The sequence below is a fragment of the Mycobacterium europaeum genome (assembly GCF_002102155.1).
Taxonomy (GTDB): Bacteria; Actinomycetota; Actinomycetes; order Mycobacteriales; family Mycobacteriaceae; genus Mycobacterium; species Mycobacterium europaeum.
This window is the reverse complement of sequence record NZ_LQOU01000026.1, coordinates 47,980-65,055: the sequence shown is the minus strand read 5'-3', so window position 1 is coordinate 65,055 and position 17,076 is coordinate 47,980. Positions and strand designations below refer to the sequence as shown.

Genomic DNA, 17,076 nt, shown 5'->3' with positions numbered 1-17,076 from the left:
CCCGCGGCTAGGCTTTCCTGTCGTGTCTCAGATCTCCCGCGACGAGGTGGCGCACCTGGCCCGGCTGTCCCGGCTGGCGCTGACCGACAGCGAGCTGGACAGCTTCGCCGGTCAGCTCGACGCCATCCTGACCCACGTCAGCCAGGTGCAGGCCGTCGACGTCACCGGCGTCGAAGCGACCGGCAACCCCCTCAAGGACGTCAACGTCACCCGCCCGGACGAGCCGACACCCTGCCTGACCCAGGCCGAGGCTCTCGCCGCGGCGCCCGAGGCCGCCGACGGCCGCTTCGCGGTGCCGCAGATCCTGGGGGACAGCGAGTGAACGAGATCATCCGCTCCGACGCCGCGACCCTGGCCGCCCGGATCGCCGCCAGGGAGCTGTCATCGGTCGAGGTCACCCAGGCGTGCCTGGACCAGATCGCGGCGACGGACGACCGGTACCACGCCTTCTTGCACGTCGCCGCCGACGAGGCGCTGGGGGCGGCGGCGGTGGTCGATGAGGCGGTGGCCGCAGGCGAGCGGCTGCCATCGGCGCTGGCGGGGGTTCCGCTGGCGCTCAAGGACGTCTTCACCACCGTCGACATGCCCACCACCTGCGGTTCCAAGATCCTCGAGGGCTGGCGGTCCCCGTACGACGCCACCGTCACCACGCGGTTGCGCGCCGCGGGCATCCCGATCCTGGGCAAGACCAACATGGACGAGTTCGCGATGGGTTCGTCGACGGAGAACTCCGCCTACGGCCCGACGCGCAACCCGTGGAACCTCGACCGGGTGCCCGGCGGCTCCGGGGGCGGCAGCGCGGCGGCGCTGGCGGCGTTTCAGGCGCCGCTGGCCATCGGCTCCGACACCGGCGGCTCCATCCGGCAACCCGCGGCGCTGACCGCGACCGTCGGCGTCAAACCGACCTACGGCACGGTGTCGCGCTACGGGCTGGTGGCCTGCGCGTCCTCGCTGGATCAGGGCGGCCCGTGTGCGCGCACCGTGCTGGACACCGCGCTGCTGCACCAGGTGATCGCCGGGCACGACCACCGCGACTCCACCTCCGTGGAGGCGGCGATACCCGACGTCGTGGCCGCCGCCAGGGCGGGCGCGGCCGGTGACCTCACCGGCGTGCGCGTCGGCGTCGTCAAGCAGTTGCGCGGGGAGGGCTACCAGCAGGGTGTGCTCGCCTCGTTCGAGGCGGCCGTCGGGCGGCTCACCGAGCTGGGTGCCGAGGTGAGCGAAGTCGACTGCCCGAACTTCGAATACGCGTTGGCCGCCTACTACCTGATCCTGCCGTCGGAGGTGTCGAGCAACCTGGCCCGCTTCGACGCGATGCGCTACGGGCTGCGCGTCGGCGACGACGGGACGCACAGCGCCGAGGAGGTGATGGCGCTGACGCGCGCGGCCGGTTTCGGGCCGGAAGTCAAGCGGCGCATCATGATCGGCACCTACGCGCTGTCGGCCGGTTACTACGACGCGTATTACAACCAGGCGCAGAAGGTGCGCACACTGATCGCCCGAGACCTCGACAGGGCCTACGAATCCGTCGACGTGGTCGTGTCGCCCGCAACACCGACCACCGCCTTCCCATTGGGCGAGAAGGTGGACGATCCGCTGGCGATGTACCTGTTCGACCTGTGCACGCTGCCGCTGAACCTGGCCGGCCACTGCGGCATGTCGGTGCCGTCGGGGCTGTCGCCGGACGACGGACTCCCGGTCGGCCTGCAGATCATGGCGCCGGCGCTGGCCGATTACCGCCTGTACCGGGTGGGCGCCGCCTACGAGGCCGCGCGCGGACCGTTGCCGAGCGCGATCTAGCCGTCTGCCCGGCGCGGCGGGCTCGCCGCAGGGCAAGATAAGGGCATGCGGATCGGAGTTCTGACCGGAGGCGGGGACTGCCCGGGGTTGAACGCCGTCATCCGGGCGGTGGTGCGCACCTGCGACGCCCGGTACGGCTCGTCGGTGGTCGGCTTTCAGGACGGGTGGCGCGGGTTGCTGGAGAACCGACGCATCCAACTGCACAACGACGACCGCAATGACCGGCTGCTGGCCAAGGGCGGCACGATGCTGGGAACCGCGCGCGTGCATCCCGACAAATTGCGGGCCGGCCTGGACCAGATCAAGCAGACCCTGGACGACAACGGCATCGACGTGCTCATCCCGATCGGCGGGGAAGGCACCCTGACCGCCGCGCACTGGCTGTCGGAGGAGAACGTTCCCGTTGTCGGGGTGCCGAAGACCATCGACAACGACATCGATTGCACCGACGTCACTTTCGGTCACGACACCGCGCTGACGGTGGCGACCGAGGCCATCGACCGCCTGCACAGCACCGCCGAATCCCACCAGCGGGTGATGCTGGTGGAGGTGATGGGCCGGCACGCCGGCTGGATCGCGCTGAACGCCGGCCTGGCTTCCGGCGCGCACATGACGTTGATCCCGGAACAGCCCTTCGACATCGAGGAGGTGTGCCGGCTGGTCAAACGCCGCTTCCAGCGCGGGGATGCGCATTTCATCTGTGTGGTCGCCGAGGGAGCAAAACCCGTTCCGGGTTCGATCTCCTTGCGCGAAGGCGGAATTGACGAGTTCGGTCACGAAAAGTTCACCGGCGTCGCGGCCCAACTGGGCGCCGAGGTGGAGAAGCGGATCAACAAGGACGTCCGGGTGACCGTGCTGGGCCACGTCCAGCGCGGCGGGACCCCGACGGCCTATGACCGGGTCCTGGCCACCCGGTTCGGCGTCAATGCGGCCGACGCCGCGCACGCGGGGGAATACGGTCAGATGGTGTCGTTGCGGGGCCAGGACATCGGCCGGGTGGCGTTGGCCGACGCCGTGCGCCAGCTCAAGCTGGTACCCGAAAGCCGCTACGACGACGCCGCCGCCTTCTTCGGGTGACCCCGGATCCGGCAAACGGCGAGTGACCCCGGCCTGACGGTGGCCTGAATTTGCCCGGCGTTGACCTGCTGCGACACCGTCAGCGAAGATTCGTGGTTTCCCGACCGGTTCCCAGCGGTTATACCTGAGATGTGAGCAACCGCGGTTCGAGTCGCGGAGTCGTTCAGCACCCCGCCGGGTCGGCAGGGCCACCGAGCCCGCCGGTGCGTCCGCCGCGTTCCGCCGATCGGAGGATCGACGCCGATCCGGCCGCCGCTACGGTGCCGCAGCCCCCGCGTGCGGACCCATCGGGCCGCAGGCCGCCATTCAGGCCACCGCCGGCCCCGCCCCCTCCTGCGCCCGCCCCGGCATCGCGCGCCCCTTCGCGGCCGCGGCGGGCGCCACTACCGGGCGGGATGGCGCTGGACGGGCTTGACCAGCAGGCGCGGGAAAGCTCCTCGGGCTTCAGCTGGCGGGAAGCGGTCCATCGCGTGACCGGTGTCGACCTCGGCCCCGGCAAAGATGCGCAGTACAAGGACGGGCTGCGCCACCGCATCCGGGCGGCCGTGGGCGGGGCGTTCCCCCTCGCCGTGCTCAACCTCAAGGGAGGCGTCGGCAAGACCGCGGTGGTGGAGGCGCTCGGGTCGACGTTCGCCGATGTGCGTCACGACCGGGTCATCGCCGTCGACATCGACGCCGGCGACCTGCCGGAGCGGCATGGCCGCCCCAACTCCGTGGGCATGCCCGAGCTGCTCGCCGAAAAGGCGGTCACGAACTATTCGGACGTCCGGGCGCACACCTACATGAACAGCTTCGGCCTGGAAGTGCTCGGATTGCCCGATTACGCGCACACCGACTGGCGGTTGGAGCGGCACGACGTGGTCAGGGCATTCTCGCTGTTGCGCAACCACTATTCGGTGGTGTTGGTGGACTGCGCCAAGGCGCTCAATTCGGGTGTGATGGAAGCGGTCCTGCCCGAGATGCGGGCGCTGGTCGTGGTGACCAGCACCTCGATCGACGCGATACGCAAGACCGCGACCACGCTGGATTGGTTGGGCAACAACGGCTATCAATCCTTGGTGCGGTCGACGGTACTTGCGATCAACCACGTCGAGCCGGCCAAGTTGGACCTGCTGGCCGCCAGGGAACTCGAGCGGCTGTCCGCGCGTGTCGCCGCGACGGTGGTGCTGCCGTTCGACCGCCACATCCACGAGGGCAAACAGATCCAGCTGGACCGACTGAGCAAGGAAAGTCGCCGCAGCTACCTCGAGATGGCGGCCGTGCTGGCCGACATGTTCCCGGGCAGGGGAGGGGACCGCAATCGGTTCCCGGTGCCGCGCTCGCCGCACTGGTCTTGAGTTCGCCCGGTCCCCAGGCAATCGGCCGCTTCGCCCGGCTCCGCCGCGCTCGCGGTCACCACTACGCCTGTTGGTGGTGACCCGCTTCGCCCGGCTCCGCCGCGCTCGCGGTCACCACTGCGCCTGTTGGTGGTGACCCGCTTCGCCCGGCTCCGCCGCGCTCGCGGTCACCACTACGATCGACGGCATGAGTGTTGCTGCCAGCGCCGATCTCATGGACTACGACGACGTCATCGCGCGCTTCGACCCCGTACTCGGCCTCGAGGTGCACGTCGAGCTGTCGACCGTCACCAAGATGTTCTGCGGCTGCTCCACCGCCTTCGGCGCCGAACCCAACACCCAGGTGTGCCCCGTCTGCCTCGGCTTGCCCGGTTCGCTGCCGGTGCTCAACCGCGCCGCTGTGGAGTCGGCCATCCGGATCGGGCTCGCGCTGAACTGCGAGATCGTGCCGTGGTGCCGCTTCGCCCGGAAGAACTACTTCTACCCGGACATGCCCAAGAACTATCAGATCTCCCAGTACGACGAGCCGATCGCCATCAACGGGTACCTGGACGCCCCGCTGGAAGACGGCAGCACCTGGCGGGTCGAGATCGAGCGCGCGCACATGGAGGAAGACACCGGCAAGCTCACCCATCTGGGCAGCGAGACCGGCCGCATCCACGGCGCGACGACCTCGCTGCTGGACTACAACCGCGCCGGTGTGCCGCTGATCGAAATCGTGACGAAGCCCATCGTGGGCGCCGGCGAACGGGCGCCCCAGATCGCCCGCGCCTACGTCACGGCCTTGCGAGACCTGTTGCGCGCCTTGGGCGTATCCGACGTCCGGATGGACCAGGGCTCGATGCGTTGTGATTCCAACGTGTCGCTGATGGCGAAGGGCGCGTCCGAGTTCGGCACCCGGACCGAGACCAAGAACGTCAACTCGCTGAAGAGCGTCGAGGTCGCCGTGCGCTACGAAATGCAGCGGCAGGCCGCCGTCCTCGCGTCAGGCGGCCGAATCACCCAGGAGACCAGGCACTTCCACGAGGCGGGGTACACCAGCCCGGGCCGCGTCAAGGAAACGGCCGAGGACTACCGCTATTTCCCCGAGCCCGACTTGGAGCCCGTCGCGCCCAGCCGTGAACTTGTCGAGCAACTGCGCCAGACCATCCCGGAGCTACCGTGGCTGAGCCGCAAGCGGATTCAGCAGGAGTGGGGCGTTTCCGACGAGGTGATGCGCGATCTGGTCAACGCCGGCGCGGTGGAGCTGGTGATCGAGACCGTCAAGCACGGTGCGGCCAGCGAGCAGGCCCGCGCCTGGTGGGGAAACTTCTTGGTGCAGAAGGCCAACGAGGCCAACGTCGGATTGGACGAACTGGCGATCAGCCCGGCCCAGGTGGCCGCCGTGATCGCCCTCGTGGATGGGGGCAAGCTCTCCAACAAGCTGGCCCGACAGGTCGTGGAGGGCGTGCTGGCCGGCGAGGGCGAACCCGAGCAGGTGATGACGTCGCGCGGCCTGGAACTGGTGCGCGACGATTCGGTGACCCAGGCCGCGGTCGACGAGGCGCTGGCCGCCAATCCCGATGTGGCGGAGAAGATCCGCGGCGGCAAGGTGGCCGCTGCCGGCGCGATCGTCGGCGCGGTGATGAAGGCCACCCGCGGGCAGGCCGACGCCGCCCGCGTGCGCGAACTGGTGCTGGCCGCCTGCGGGCAGAGTTGACGACGTCGCGCCGATCGCCCACCACCCAATGTGCATTTCATGACGCGACACCGCTAAGCCGTCGAGAAACGCACTCTCGGCCCGGATAAGACCCGCTGATACGACCTACGTCTTGTCGTCGTTGTTGCGTGGGAAGCCGCCCCCCTGGGGGAACAGCGGGAACACCACGTCGTCGAGCTTCTCGGCGTCCCCGGCGGTCTTGTTGACCGTTGCCCCCCAGACGTTTCCGTCCGGCGACATCCGCAACGCCCACGCATGCGCATGGGTGTCCTTGCGCACCACGTCCGGTTCCCCGGTGACCGCACCCGTCGCCGGTGCCAGCCGCACGGCCACCGTCAGTTTGGTGTTGATCAGGTTGACCAGCACGGTCCCGTCCATCGCCGCGCAGCCCGCCACGCCGGGTTTGTCCGGCCACGTCCACACCGTGGAGACCTCGGAGGTCTTGGTGATGCGCTGCAACCGATCCGCCGTCGGCGTGCGGTCGGCGACGTAGAGCGACCCGTCCACGGGGTCGATGCACAGGCCGCCGCCGGAGCCGACGCCTGACAGCGCCGTCGTCGGCGGCGCCTGACCGATGGTGGTCGGCTGCTCGATGCGAAGGACCTTGCCCGCCAGCGATTTGGGGTCGGCGGCCGCCGCGGGGTCGCCCGCGTCGCCGGTCATGACCACCAGCGTGGTGGGGCTGGTGAAGATCAGCGCTCCGGTATTACCGGTGGCGCCTTTGGGGATGCCCGTGAGGATGTCCTTGGGGACGTCGCCGTCGGCCACCCGGATCACCCGGTTGTCGGTCGGCGTGCTGATGTAGGCGTACATCAGCCGGTCTTGCGTGTAGGTCGGCGACAGCACGATGTCCATCAGGCCGCCGTCGCCGGACGGGTCGACCGGGATGACGGTCTTCACCTTCGGCTCGGCGCTGACCGAGATCTCCTTGACGGCGCCGGTGGTGCGCTCGGCGACCAGCGCGGTTTTGCTGTCCGGCCCCATGATCAGCCCACTGGTGCTCTCCAGGCAGCCCTGCATCACGCCCGGCGCCGGGCACGCTTTGGGAAACGGCGTGGGCGGCAGCGGCGGCGGCGGGGGAGGCGTCGAGCTGGGTTGGGGCTTGAGTTCCGGGTTGGTGGTGAAGGGCTGCGACTGGGCATCGTTGAACCGTGCGCACCCGCTCGCGAGCAGCACCACCGCGCAGAGCGCGGCAAAGCCGCACCGAACCGAGCGCCGTAGTCGCATGACCGACAGGCTACGGACAGGGCGGCCGCCGCCGCCACACGCCCGCGCCTGGCCGCCTGACGTGACAGGATCGGAACGCTTCCCATGCTCGCCGCGGGCCGCGTCCCGCGGCGCCGGTGCGCCCGTTTCGAACGCCGCGGAGCGGCGCGCAAGGTCATTTCGGGCCGATCCGGGCCGGTTTGGCGGGAAAACCGTCGATTGCCTGGCGAAAGCGCCGCTCAAATCCCCAATTCGGCGCCAAATGCCCTTACCCTGACACGCGTGACCAGTCAAGCGAATGACGGACATTGGCAGCGGCCCGGTGAATCCCCGGCGCCCGCCCCGGGACGCCCCGCGACGGCGCGCGTGGTTGACCCGGAAGACGATCTGACGCCCGTCGGCTACCCCGGCGACTTCAACCCCTCGACCGGAACCACCACCGTCATCCCGTACATGGGCGACCACGCCGCCGTGGGCGGGTCCAGTGCGACCGGTTACCACGTGCTCGACCAGCAGGAGCCCCTGCCCTACGTCCAGCCGCAGTCATCCCGGCACGCGGCCGCCGAGCCCGTCGAGATCGATGCGGACGAACACCACGACCGGCTGCACGAGGTCGGCCGGCGCGGAACCCAGCACCTGGGTTTGCTGGTACTGCGGGTGGGCCTCGGTGTCGTGCTGGCCGCCCACGGGCTGCAGAAGCTGTTCGGCTGGGGGGGCGGCTCAGGGGTGGGCGGGTTCAAGAACTCGCTGTCCGACGTCGGCTACCAGCACGCCGACATCCTCGCCTACGTCAGCACGGGCGGTGAGCTCGTCGCGGGCGTGCTGTTGGTGCTGGGACTGTTCACCCCGGTCGCCGCGGCCGGTGCGCTGGCGTTCCTGATCAACGGCATGCTGGCCACCATCACGGTGCGGCCGCATCCGCACACCTTCACGTATTTCCTGCCGGACGGACACGAATACCAGATCACCCTGATCGTCCTGGCGGTCGCCGTCATCCTGTGCGGGCCGGGCCGCTACGGCCTCGACGCGCGCCGCGGCTGGGCCCACCGGCCCTTCATCGGGTCGTTCGTCGCGCTGCTGGTCGGTATCGCCGCCGGCATCGCGGTGTGGGTCCTACTCAACGGGGTCAACCCGATCGCCTGACCCTCACGCATAGGGGTTGGGCACGCGCCCCGAGCTGGCTTCGGTCAGCTGCGGCAGCGTCGCGAACGTCACCGCGGGCAGGCGCACGTCCGCGCCGCTCTTGAGGTGCGCGCGGGCCCAGGAACCCCGGTGGAAGCGCAGCCCGTCGATCTCCTCCCATGCCACCGACCGGCTGCCCAGCAGGGTCCGGACGGTGACCCCCCGCTCGTCGGCGACGGTGCGTAGCCGGACGATCAGCGCCGACAGCACCACCGGGATCACCAGCAGCGGCGCCGAGAGCGGCCACAGCATCACCGGTATCAGCAACCCGAGGGTCACGAATCCGACGGCCAGGTGCGCGATCGGGGAGACCTTGATCACGACGGGCGTGTGCGAAGACGAAGCGGTAGCCACCCGACCATCATTTCACCCGTCAGGAGGGCCGGATCTCGGCGCGGGCCGAGGCGGCGGATTTGACTGCTGAGCTGTGCGAAGGCTACCGTCGGACGTTATGGATACCGCCGGACAGCCCGGGATGCTCGTAGTAATTGGTCGGCGCGTTGGTGCCTGACTAGCCTCTCGGCATTTGAAGCTATCCAGACCAACGCGCAACCCTCGTGCAGCAGATGAGCTGTCGGGGGTTTTTTGTTGCCCCCAGCGAGATTCCCAGAGTGAATAAGGAACAAGGACAGTGAGCGCACCCACCAGGCAGCACGGCACACAGCCACAGAGTGCCGCCGACGTCGCCTCCGACGCGACCAAGCCCGCCGGGAAGTCCTCCGCGGCCAAGCCGAAACGTGTTGGGCCCGAGAAACTTACCGGCGCCCAATCGGTGATCCGGTCGCTGGAGGAACTCGACGTCGAGGTGATCTTCGGCATCCCCGGCGGAGCCGTGTTGCCGGTCTACGACCCGCTGTTCGACTCGAAAAAGCTTCGCCACGTGCTGGTCCGCCACGAGCAGGGTGCCGGCCACGCCGCCAGCGGCTACGCCCACGCGACCGGCAAGGTCGGGGTGTGCATGGCGACGTCGGGGCCCGGCGCCACCAATCTGGTCACGCCGTTGGCCGACGCCCAGATGGACTCGGTTCCCGTCGTCGCGATCACCGGACAGGTCGGTCGCACGCTGATCGGCACCGACGCCTTCCAGGAGGCTGACATCTCCGGCATCACGATGCCGATCACCAAGCACAACTTCCTGGTTCGCTCGGGCGACGAGATTCCGCAGGTGCTCGCCGAGGCCTTCCACATCGCCGCCTCGGGGCGTCCCGGTGCGGTGCTCGTCGACATCCCCAAAGACGTGCTGCAGGGCCAGTGCACGTTCAACTGGCCGCCGCGCATGCACCTGCCCGGCTACAAGCCCACCACCAAACCGCACAACCGGCAGATCCGCGAGGCCGCCAGGCTGATCGCGGACGCGCGCAAACCGGTGCTCTACGTCGGCGGCGGCGTCATCCGCGGCGACGCGACCGAGTTACTGCACGAGCTGGCCGAGCTGACCGGCATCCCGGTGGTGACCACCCTGATGGCGCGCGGCGCGTTCCCCGACAGCCACCGCCAGCACCTGGGCATGCCCGGCATGCACGGCACCGTCGCCGCGGTGGCGGCGCTGCAGCGCAGCGACCTGCTGATCGCGCTGGGAACCCGCTTCGACGACCGGGTGACCGGGAAACTGGACACCTTCGCACCGGAGGCCAAGGTCATTCACGCCGACATCGACCCGGCCGAGATCGGCAAGAACCGCCACGCCGACGTGCCGATCGTCGGCGACGTCAAAGCCGTCATCACCGACCTGATCGCGATGCTGCGCCACTACGACGTTCCCGGCAATGTCGATATGACCGAATGGTGGAGCTACCTCGACGAGGTCCAGTCCACCTATCCGCTGAGCTATGACCCGCAGAGCGACGGCAGCCTGGGTCCCGAATACGTCATCGAGAAGTTGGGTCAGATCGCCGGCCCGGACGCGGTGTACGTCGCCGGCGTGGGTCAGCACCAGATGTGGGCGGCGCAGTTCGTCTCATACGAGAACCCGCGCACCTGGATCAACTCCGGCGGGCTGGGCACCATGGGATTCGCCATCCCGGCGGCCATGGGGGCCAAGATGGCTCGCCCGGAGGCGGAGGTGTGGGCCATCGACGGCGACGGCTGCTTCCAGATGACCAACCAGGAGCTGGCCACCTGCGCGATCGAAGGCGTGCCGATCAAGGTGGCGCTGATCAACAACGGCAACCTGGGCATGGTGCGCCAGTGGCAGACGCTGTTCTACGAGGAGCGGTACTCGCAGACGGACCTCGCCACGCATTCGCATCGCATCCCGGACTTCGTGAAGCTGGCGGAGGCGCTGGGGTGTGTCGGATTGCGTTGTGAGCGTGAGGAAGACGTCGAGGACGTGATCAAACAGGCGCGGGCGATCACCGACCGCCCGGTGGTGATCGACTTCATCGTCGGCGCGGACGCGCAGGTATGGCCGATGGTGGCCGCCGGCACCAGCAACGACGAGATTCAGGCCGCCCGCGGCATTCGCCCGCTGTTCGACGACGAGAGCGAAGGGCACGCCTGATGAACACCCACACGCTGTCGGTGCTGGTGGAGGACAAACCGGGTGTGCTCGCCCGCGTGGCGGCGCTGTTCTCCCGGCGCGGGTTCAACATCGAGTCGCTGGCCGTCGGTGCCACCGAGCAGAAGGACATGTCGCGGATGACCATCGTGGTCAGCGCCGAGGAGACCCCGCTCGAGCAGATCACCAAGCAGCTCAACAAGCTGATCAACGTCATCAAGATCGTCGAGCTGGACGACGGGGCCGCGGTGTCCCGGGAGTTGGCGCTGATCAAGGTGCGCGCAGACGCCGGTAGCCGCAGCCAGGTCATCGAAGCGGTGAACCTGTTCCGCGCCAAGGTGATTGACGTTTCACCCGAGGCGCTCACGATCGAGGCGACGGGTGACCGCGGCAAGATCGAGGCGCTGCTGCGGGTGCTGGAGCCCTTCGGCATCCGCGAGATCGTCCAGTCCGGCGTGGTGTCGTTGTCCCGCGGTCCGCGCGGCATCACCACGGCCAAGTAACACACAAGGAGAGATTCAACAGTGGCACTAGAAATGTTCTACGACGACGACGCAGACCTGACGATCATCCAGGGCCGCAAGGTCGGCGTGATCGGTTACGGCAGCCAGGGTCACGCGCACTCGCTGAGCCTGCGCGACTCGGGTGTGCAGGTGCGCGTCGGTCTGAAGGAGGGTTCGAAGTCCCGGGCCAAGGTCGAAGAGCAGGGTCTGGAGGTCGACACCCCCGCCGAGGTGGCCAAGTGGGCCGACGTGATCATGTTGCTGGCGCCCGACACCGCGCAGGCGGACATCTTCGCCAGCGACATCGAGCCCAACCTCAAGCCCGGCGACGCACTGTTCTTCGGGCACGGGCTCAACATCCATTTCGGCCTGATCAAGCCGCCGGCCGATGTCACCGTCGCGATGGTCGCCCCGAAGGGGCCCGGCCACCTGGTGCGCCGCCAGTTCGTCGACGGCAAGGGTGTGCCCTGCCTGATCGCTGTGGACCAGGACCCGACCGGCAAGGGTGAGGCGCTGGCGCTGTCCTACGCCAAGGCCATCGGAGGCACCCGCGCCGGCGTCATCAAGACCACCTTCAAGGACGAGACCGAGACCGACCTGTTCGGTGAGCAGGCCGTGTTGTGCGGCGGCACAGAGGAATTGGTGAAGGCCGGTTTCGACGTGATGGTGGAGGCCGGCTACCCGCCGGAGATGGCGTACTTCGAGGTGCTGCACGAACTCAAGCTGATCGTCGACCTGATGTACGAGGGCGGCATCGCCCGGATGAACTACTCGGTGTCCGACACCGCGGAGTTCGGCGGGTATCTGTCGGGACCGCGCGTGATCGACGCCGGCACCAAAGAGCGGATGCGGGAGATCCTGCGCGACATCCAGAACGGCGAATTCGTCAAGAAGCTGGTCGCCAACGTCGAGGGCGGCAACAAGCAGCTGGAGCAACTGCGCAAGGAGAACGCCGAGCACCCCATCGAGGTGACCGGCAAGAAGCTGCGTGACCTGATGAGCTGGGTCGACCGGCCGATCACCGAGACGGCGTAAGTTTCTGGCGCCGAACGTGCACTGAGGGCGAATTTTTCGCGATTTTGTCGCCGTGAGTGCACGTTCGGCGGTTAGGGTCCTGCGAGGCGGCCGGCCGTGACGACCACCCGCCGGGCCAGGTGATCCAGGGCTTTGCCGGTCGCCTCGTCGAACTTGTGGATGTTGTCGTGGGTGGAGACCAGGCTCACCCCGTACGGATTGCCGTCGACGAACTTGCACGGGTCGGTGTATCCCGGCGGCACGATGATGCCGCCGAAATGCATCAGCGTGATGTAGAGCGACAGCAGCGTGGTCTCCTGGCCGCCGTGCAGGGTGTTGGACGACGTGAACGCCGCGTACACCTTGTCCGCGAGCTTGCCCTCGGCCCACAGCCCGCCCAGCGAGTCGAGGAAGGCGCGCAGTTGCGCGGCGGGGGAGCCGAAGCGAGTCGGTGAACCGAAGATCACCGCGTCGGCCCAGACGATGTCCTCACCCGAGGCCGCCGGAAGGTCCTTGGTCGCTTCGTAATTCGCCGTCCACGCCGGGTTCTGGGCGAACGATTCCGGGTCGCGGGTTTCGGCGACGTGCCGCAGGCGGACCTGCGCGCCCGCGGACTCGGCCGCGGCGGCGACGCGTCGCGCCATCGCGGTGCCATGGCCGGTGGCCGAGTAGTAGATGATCGCGAGTTTGGTCACGAGCGCATCGTAGGGCCGCGACGGACCCCGCCCCAAGCACGCGTCGGCGCAGGTTACGGCAGTGGCGAGCCCGTCAATGCCCGCCAAAGCCAGCCGATAGGCTGGCCGGGTGAATCTGCCTGTTGTATTGATCGCCGACAAACTCGCCCAATCGACCGTCGCCGCCCTGGGAGACCAGGTCGAGGTGCGCTGGGTAGACGGGCCCGACCGGGAGAAGCTGCTGGCCGCGGTGCCGGAAGCCGACGCGCTGCTGGTCCGCTCGGCCACCACGGTCGACGCCGAGGTGCTGGCGGCCGCCCCCAAGCTGAAGATCGTCGCCCGTGCCGGGGTCGGGCTGGACAACGTCGACGTGGCGGCCGCGACCGAGCGCGGCGTCCTGGTGGTCAACGCCCCGACCTCCAACATTCACAGCGCCGCCGAGCACGCGCTGGCGCTGCTCCTGGCCGCCGCCCGGCAGATCCCGGCCGCCGATGCCTCGCTGCGCGAGCACACCTGGAAGCGGTCGTCGTTCAATGGCACCGAGGTTTTCGGCAAGACGGTCGGCGTGGTGGGGCTGGGCCGGATCGGGCAGTTGGTCGCGCAGCGGCTGACGGCCTTCGGCACCCATCTCGTCGCCTACGACCCCTACGTCTCGCCGGCCCGGGCCGCGCAGCTGGGCATCGAACTGCTGTCCCTCGACGACCTGCTCGCCCGCGCCGACTTCATCTCGGTGCACCTGCCGAAGACGCCTGAGACGGCGGGCCTGATCGGCAAAGAGGCGCTGGCGAAGACCAAACCGGGTGTCATCATCGTCAATGCCGCCCGCGGCGGCCTGATCGACGAGGCCGCGTTGGCCGAAGCGGTCAGCAGCGGACACGTCCGCGCGGCCGGCATCGACGTCTTCGCGAAGGAGCCGTGCACCGACAGCCCCCTGTTCGAGCTGCCGCAGGTGGTGGCCACACCGCATCTGGGTGCTTCCACCGCCGAGGCGCAGGACCGGGCAGGCACCGACGTCGCGGAGAGCGTGAAACTCGCTCTGGCGGGCGAATTCGTTCCCGACGCGGTCAACGTCGGCGGCGGTGTGGTCAACGAAGAGGTGGCGCCCTGGCTGGACCTGGTGCGCAAGCTCGGGGTGCTGGCCGCGTCGCTATCCGACGGTCCGCCGGTCTCGGTGTCGGTGCAGGTGCGCGGCGAGCTGGCCTCCGAAGACGTTGAGGTGCTGAAGCTTTCGGCCCTGCGCGGGCTGTTCTCGGCGGTGGTCGAGGGCCCGGTCACTTTCGTCAACGCGCCCGCGCTGGCCGAAGAGCGCGGCGTCACCGCCGAGCTCACCACGGCCTCGGAGAGCCCGAACCACCGCAGCGTCGTCGACGTGCGCGCCGTCACCTCCGACGGCGCCGCCGTCAACGTGGCCGGCACGCTGTCCGGCCCGCAGCTGGCGGAGAAGATCGTGCAGATCAACGGCCGCAACTTCGATCTGCGGGCCCAGGGCACCAACCTGGTGATCAACTACGTCGATGCCCCCGGGGCGCTGGGCAAGATCGGCACCCTGCTCGGTTCGGCGGGCGTGAACATCCATGCCGCCCAGCTCTCCGAGGACGCCGAGGGTCCCGGAGCGACCATCCTGCTGCGGCTGGATCAGGACGTGCCGCGTGAGGTCCGCTCGGCGATCGGTGCCGCGGTGGGCGCCAACAAGCTCGAGGTGGTCGATCTGTCGTGAAACTGGCGGTTATCGGCGGCGACGGTATCGGGCCGGAAGTGACGGCCGAGGCGCTCAAGGTCCTCGATGCGGTGCTGCCCGGCGTGGAGAAGACGGATTACGACCTGGGCGCGCGGCGTTTTCACGCCAGCGGTGAGCTGCTGCCGGAATCGGTGCTCGTCGAACTGCGCCAGCACGACGCCATCCTGCTCGGGGCGATCGGCGACCCGTCGGTGCCCAGCGGCGTGCTCGAGCGGGGTCTGTTGCTGCGCCTGCGTTTTGAGCTGGATCATCACGTCAACCTGCGGCCGGGCCGGCTGTATCCCGGCGTGAGCAGCCCGTTGGCGGGCAACCCGCACATCGATTTCGTGGTGGTCCGCGAGGGCACCGAAGGCCCGTACACCGGTACCGGCGGCGCGATCCGCACCGGGACGTCTCACGAGGTGGCGACCGAGGTGAGCCTGAACACCGCCTTCGGCGTGCGCCGCGTGGTGGCCGACGCCTTCGAGCGCGCCCAGCGCCGGCGCAAACACCTGACGCTGGTGCACAAGACCAACGTGCTGACCTTCGCCGGGAAGTTGTGGTCGCGGATCGTGGCCGAGGTCGGGGCGGACTACCCCGATGTCGAGGTGGCGTACCAACACGTCGACGCCGCCACCATCTTCATGGTCACCGACCCCGGACGCTTCGACGTGATCGTCACCGACAACCTGTTCGGCGACATCATCACCGACTTGGCGGCGGCGGTGTGCGGCGGAATTGGCTTGGCCGCCAGCGGAAACATCGATGCCACGCGGACCAACCCGTCGATGTTCGAGCCGGTGCACGGCAGCGCGCCCGACATCGCCGGTCAGGGCATCGCCGATCCGACCGCGGCGATCATGTCGGTGGCGCTGCTGCTCGCCCATCTCGGCGAGGACGACGCCGCTAGTCGGGTGGACCGGGCCGTCGAGGCCTATCTGGCGACTCGTGGGAACGAACGGCTCGCCACCAGCGCAGTCGGCGAAAGGATTGCCGCCGGGCTGTAGTTGCTGCCCTGGTTTCTAAGCCCGGCGGCAGCAGCCGCGCCGGCACCAGCGGTACCGCGACCGCCGGGAACAGCCCACACAGTATCCACGCGTTCGGATATTTCGCGGCGGTGATCAAGGCACCGAACACCGGCGGCGCGGCGGCCGCCAACGCCCGCTGGGTGGTGTTCTGAATGCCCAGCGCCCGCCCGCTCCAGAAGGGGCCGGCGTATTCGGTGATGGCCGTGGCCTCCAAACCGTTGTCGAGCACGGCGATCACCGAGATCGCGACCATCAGGGGCGCCTGGTAACTCGAATTCAGAAAGTCGGCCCAGGCCAGGAGGAAAAGGGTGAGGGCGGCCGCCGCCGCGATGATCCGGACCGGTCGCATTCGAGAGCCGACGCGGTCGGACCAGCGGCCCACCAGGACCCGGCCGATCGCGCCGAGCAACTGTGACAGGGTGACCAGGCTACCGGCCGCCGCCACCGACCAGTGCAGGTTCCTGATCAGCCACACCAGCATGAAGGTGACGGTCACCGTCTGCGGAACCATCAACAGCCCGGCCACCGTGTGAATTCGCCACAGTGCCAACGACCCTCGGTAGGGGCTGGCGAGTTCGGTGTCGCTGGCCGTCTCCCGCGGCTTGCGGGGCGGGTCGATGACGCCGACCGCACTCGCCACCGCTCCCAACGCGCACGCCATGGCCGCGAATTTCAGCCCCGCGCTCGGCCCGTGTTCGGCCAGCTCGGGAATCACCAGCGCTCCCAGGGCTATTCCGAGGGGCTGCGCGGTTTGGCGGACACCCATGGCCAGGCCACGTTGCTGCGGGGGGAACCACGCCGACACCAGCCGCCCACCGGCGGTGTTGCAGCTGGCCGCGGCCATGCCCCCGAGAAACAAATAGACGGCCATCAGCATCATCGAATGCGTCGATGCCGCGGCGTATGCCGCCACCGCGGTGAGCGCCAAACCCGCTGCCATGACTTCCCGCTCGCCCACCCGGTCCAGCACGTACCCCCACGCCACCAGCGTGACCACCATGCCCCAGCTGGGCATCGAGGACAACAGACCGGCTTCCGCGAGCGGGATCCCGCGCGCCGCCTGGAGCGAGGGGATCAGGAACGCGACGCCGTTGATGAACAGGAAGGAACTGGCCGTGGCGACCAGCGATACCACCACGATGGACCAGCGCGCGCCCGCACCCAGCTCACGCGCGGTGGCCGGCCCCGTGTGCATTCCTCATGCTCGCACACGCACCGGAAACCGCTGGTAATCCTCGCGCCGCCCTTCCCGTTGCGATGACCGGCCACGGGGGCAGGGCGCCCATCACAAGGTTCGTCGTGACGGCCCGCCGCGCCCGGCCAACGCCGCGATCGCGACCCT

General features: G+C 68.9%; 15 protein-coding genes. 11 read left to right on the top strand and 4 right to left on the bottom strand.

Annotated elements, in window-relative coordinates; translation table 11 throughout:
* The first annotated feature begins 22 nt into the window (after nt 1-22).
* From gatC to gatB, 5 genes are all read left to right on the top strand, one after another.
* Entirely contained in the window at nt 23-322 is a 300-nt protein-coding gene (gene gatC / locus AWC03_RS13635) for an Asp-tRNA(Asn)/Glu-tRNA(Gln) amidotransferase subunit GatC (RefSeq protein ID WP_067918254.1), read from the top strand.
* Nucleotides 319-1,800: an Asp-tRNA(Asn)/Glu-tRNA(Gln) amidotransferase subunit GatA gene (gene gatA, locus AWC03_RS13630; protein ID WP_085241049.1), complete on the top strand. Its 1,482-nt coding sequence runs from the start codon at nt 319-321 to the stop codon at nt 1,798-1,800. The genes gatC and gatA overlap by 4 nt, the downstream gene beginning before the upstream one ends.
* A 45-nt stretch (nt 1,801-1,845) precedes the next feature.
* Nucleotides 1,846-2,877, top strand: coding sequence for an ATP-dependent 6-phosphofructokinase (locus tag AWC03_RS13625; RefSeq protein ID WP_085241047.1), 1,032 nt, complete (start codon nt 1,846-1,848; stop codon nt 2,875-2,877).
* 395 nt (nt 2,878-3,272) lie between these two features.
* Nucleotides 3,273-4,214, top strand: coding sequence for a MinD/ParA family ATP-binding protein (locus AWC03_RS13620; RefSeq protein ID WP_085241045.1), 942 nt, complete (start codon nt 3,273-3,275; stop codon nt 4,212-4,214).
* A 187-nt stretch (nt 4,215-4,401) separates the two neighbouring features.
* A complete protein-coding gene (gene gatB, locus AWC03_RS13610) occupies nt 4,402-5,913 on the top strand; it encodes an Asp-tRNA(Asn)/Glu-tRNA(Gln) amidotransferase subunit GatB (RefSeq protein WP_085241043.1) in 1,512 nt (503 codons plus the stop codon).
* A 105-nt stretch (nt 5,914-6,018) separates the two neighbouring features.
* Here gatB and AWC03_RS13605 read toward each other — a convergent pair whose 3' ends face one another.
* Nucleotides 6,019-7,140 (bottom strand): PQQ-dependent sugar dehydrogenase, encoded by a 1,122-nt coding sequence (locus AWC03_RS13605; RefSeq protein WP_085241041.1) that lies wholly within the window; start codon nt 7,138-7,140, stop codon nt 6,019-6,021.
* Nucleotides 7,141-7,401: 261 nt separating this feature from the next.
* Between AWC03_RS13605 and AWC03_RS13600 the strand changes: the two genes are divergently transcribed.
* Nucleotides 7,402-8,262 carry a DoxX family protein gene (locus AWC03_RS13600; protein ID WP_085241039.1) on the top strand — a complete coding sequence of 287 codons (861 nt, stop codon included), beginning with the start codon at nt 7,402-7,404 and terminating at the stop codon, nt 8,260-8,262.
* A gap of 3 nt (nt 8,263-8,265) precedes the next feature.
* On the opposite strand, the gene AWC03_RS13595 is transcribed toward AWC03_RS13600, so the two are convergent.
* Nucleotides 8,266-8,622, bottom strand: coding sequence for a PH domain-containing protein (locus AWC03_RS13595; RefSeq protein ID WP_085241037.1), 357 nt, complete (start codon nt 8,620-8,622; stop codon nt 8,266-8,268).
* 310 nt (nt 8,623-8,932) lie between these two features.
* On the opposite strand from AWC03_RS13595, the gene AWC03_RS13590 reads away from it, so the two are divergent.
* The 3 genes from AWC03_RS13590 to ilvC are packed head-to-tail and all read left to right on the top strand — an operon-like array spanning nt 8,933 to nt 12,336.
* The gene (locus AWC03_RS13590; protein WP_085241035.1) at nt 8,933-10,801 is read left to right on the top strand and encodes an acetolactate synthase large subunit; all 1,869 of its coding nucleotides are present in this window, start codon (nt 8,933-8,935) and stop codon (nt 10,799-10,801) included.
* Nucleotides 10,801-11,301, top strand: a complete 501-nt coding sequence (gene ilvN / locus AWC03_RS13585; RefSeq protein ID WP_085241033.1) for an acetolactate synthase small subunit — start codon at nt 10,801-10,803, stop codon at nt 11,299-11,301. Before AWC03_RS13590 ends, ilvN begins: the two co-directional genes overlap by 1 nt.
* A 33-nt stretch (nt 11,302-11,334) precedes the next feature.
* A complete protein-coding gene (gene ilvC / locus AWC03_RS13580) occupies nt 11,335-12,336 on the top strand; it encodes a ketol-acid reductoisomerase (protein ID WP_085241031.1) in 1,002 nt (333 codons plus the stop codon).
* Between the two features lie 71 nt (nt 12,337-12,407).
* On the opposite strand, the gene wrbA is transcribed toward ilvC, so the two are convergent.
* A complete protein-coding gene (wrbA, locus tag AWC03_RS13575; RefSeq protein WP_085241029.1) occupies nt 12,408-13,010 on the bottom strand; it encodes an NAD(P)H:quinone oxidoreductase in 603 nt (200 codons plus the stop codon).
* A gap of 109 nt (nt 13,011-13,119) precedes the next feature.
* Here wrbA and serA point away from each other — a divergent pair, with 109 nt between their 5' ends.
* The gene (serA, locus tag AWC03_RS13570; RefSeq protein ID WP_085241027.1) at nt 13,120-14,706 is read left to right on the top strand and encodes a phosphoglycerate dehydrogenase; all 1,587 of its coding nucleotides are present in this window, start codon (nt 13,120-13,122) and stop codon (nt 14,704-14,706) included.
* Complete coding sequence (locus AWC03_RS13565) at nt 14,703-15,713, top strand: 3-isopropylmalate dehydrogenase (RefSeq protein ID WP_085241025.1); 1,011 nt, start codon at nt 14,703-14,705, stop codon at nt 15,711-15,713. The genes serA and AWC03_RS13565 overlap by 4 nt, the downstream gene beginning before the upstream one ends.
* Here AWC03_RS13565 and AWC03_RS13560 read toward each other — a convergent pair.
* Entirely contained in the window at nt 15,613-16,929 is a 1,317-nt protein-coding gene (locus AWC03_RS13560; protein ID WP_085241023.1) for an MFS transporter, read from the bottom strand. The two genes, AWC03_RS13565 and AWC03_RS13560, sit on opposite strands and share 101 nt — an antisense overlap.
* Between the last annotated feature and the right edge of the window lie 147 nt (nt 16,930-17,076).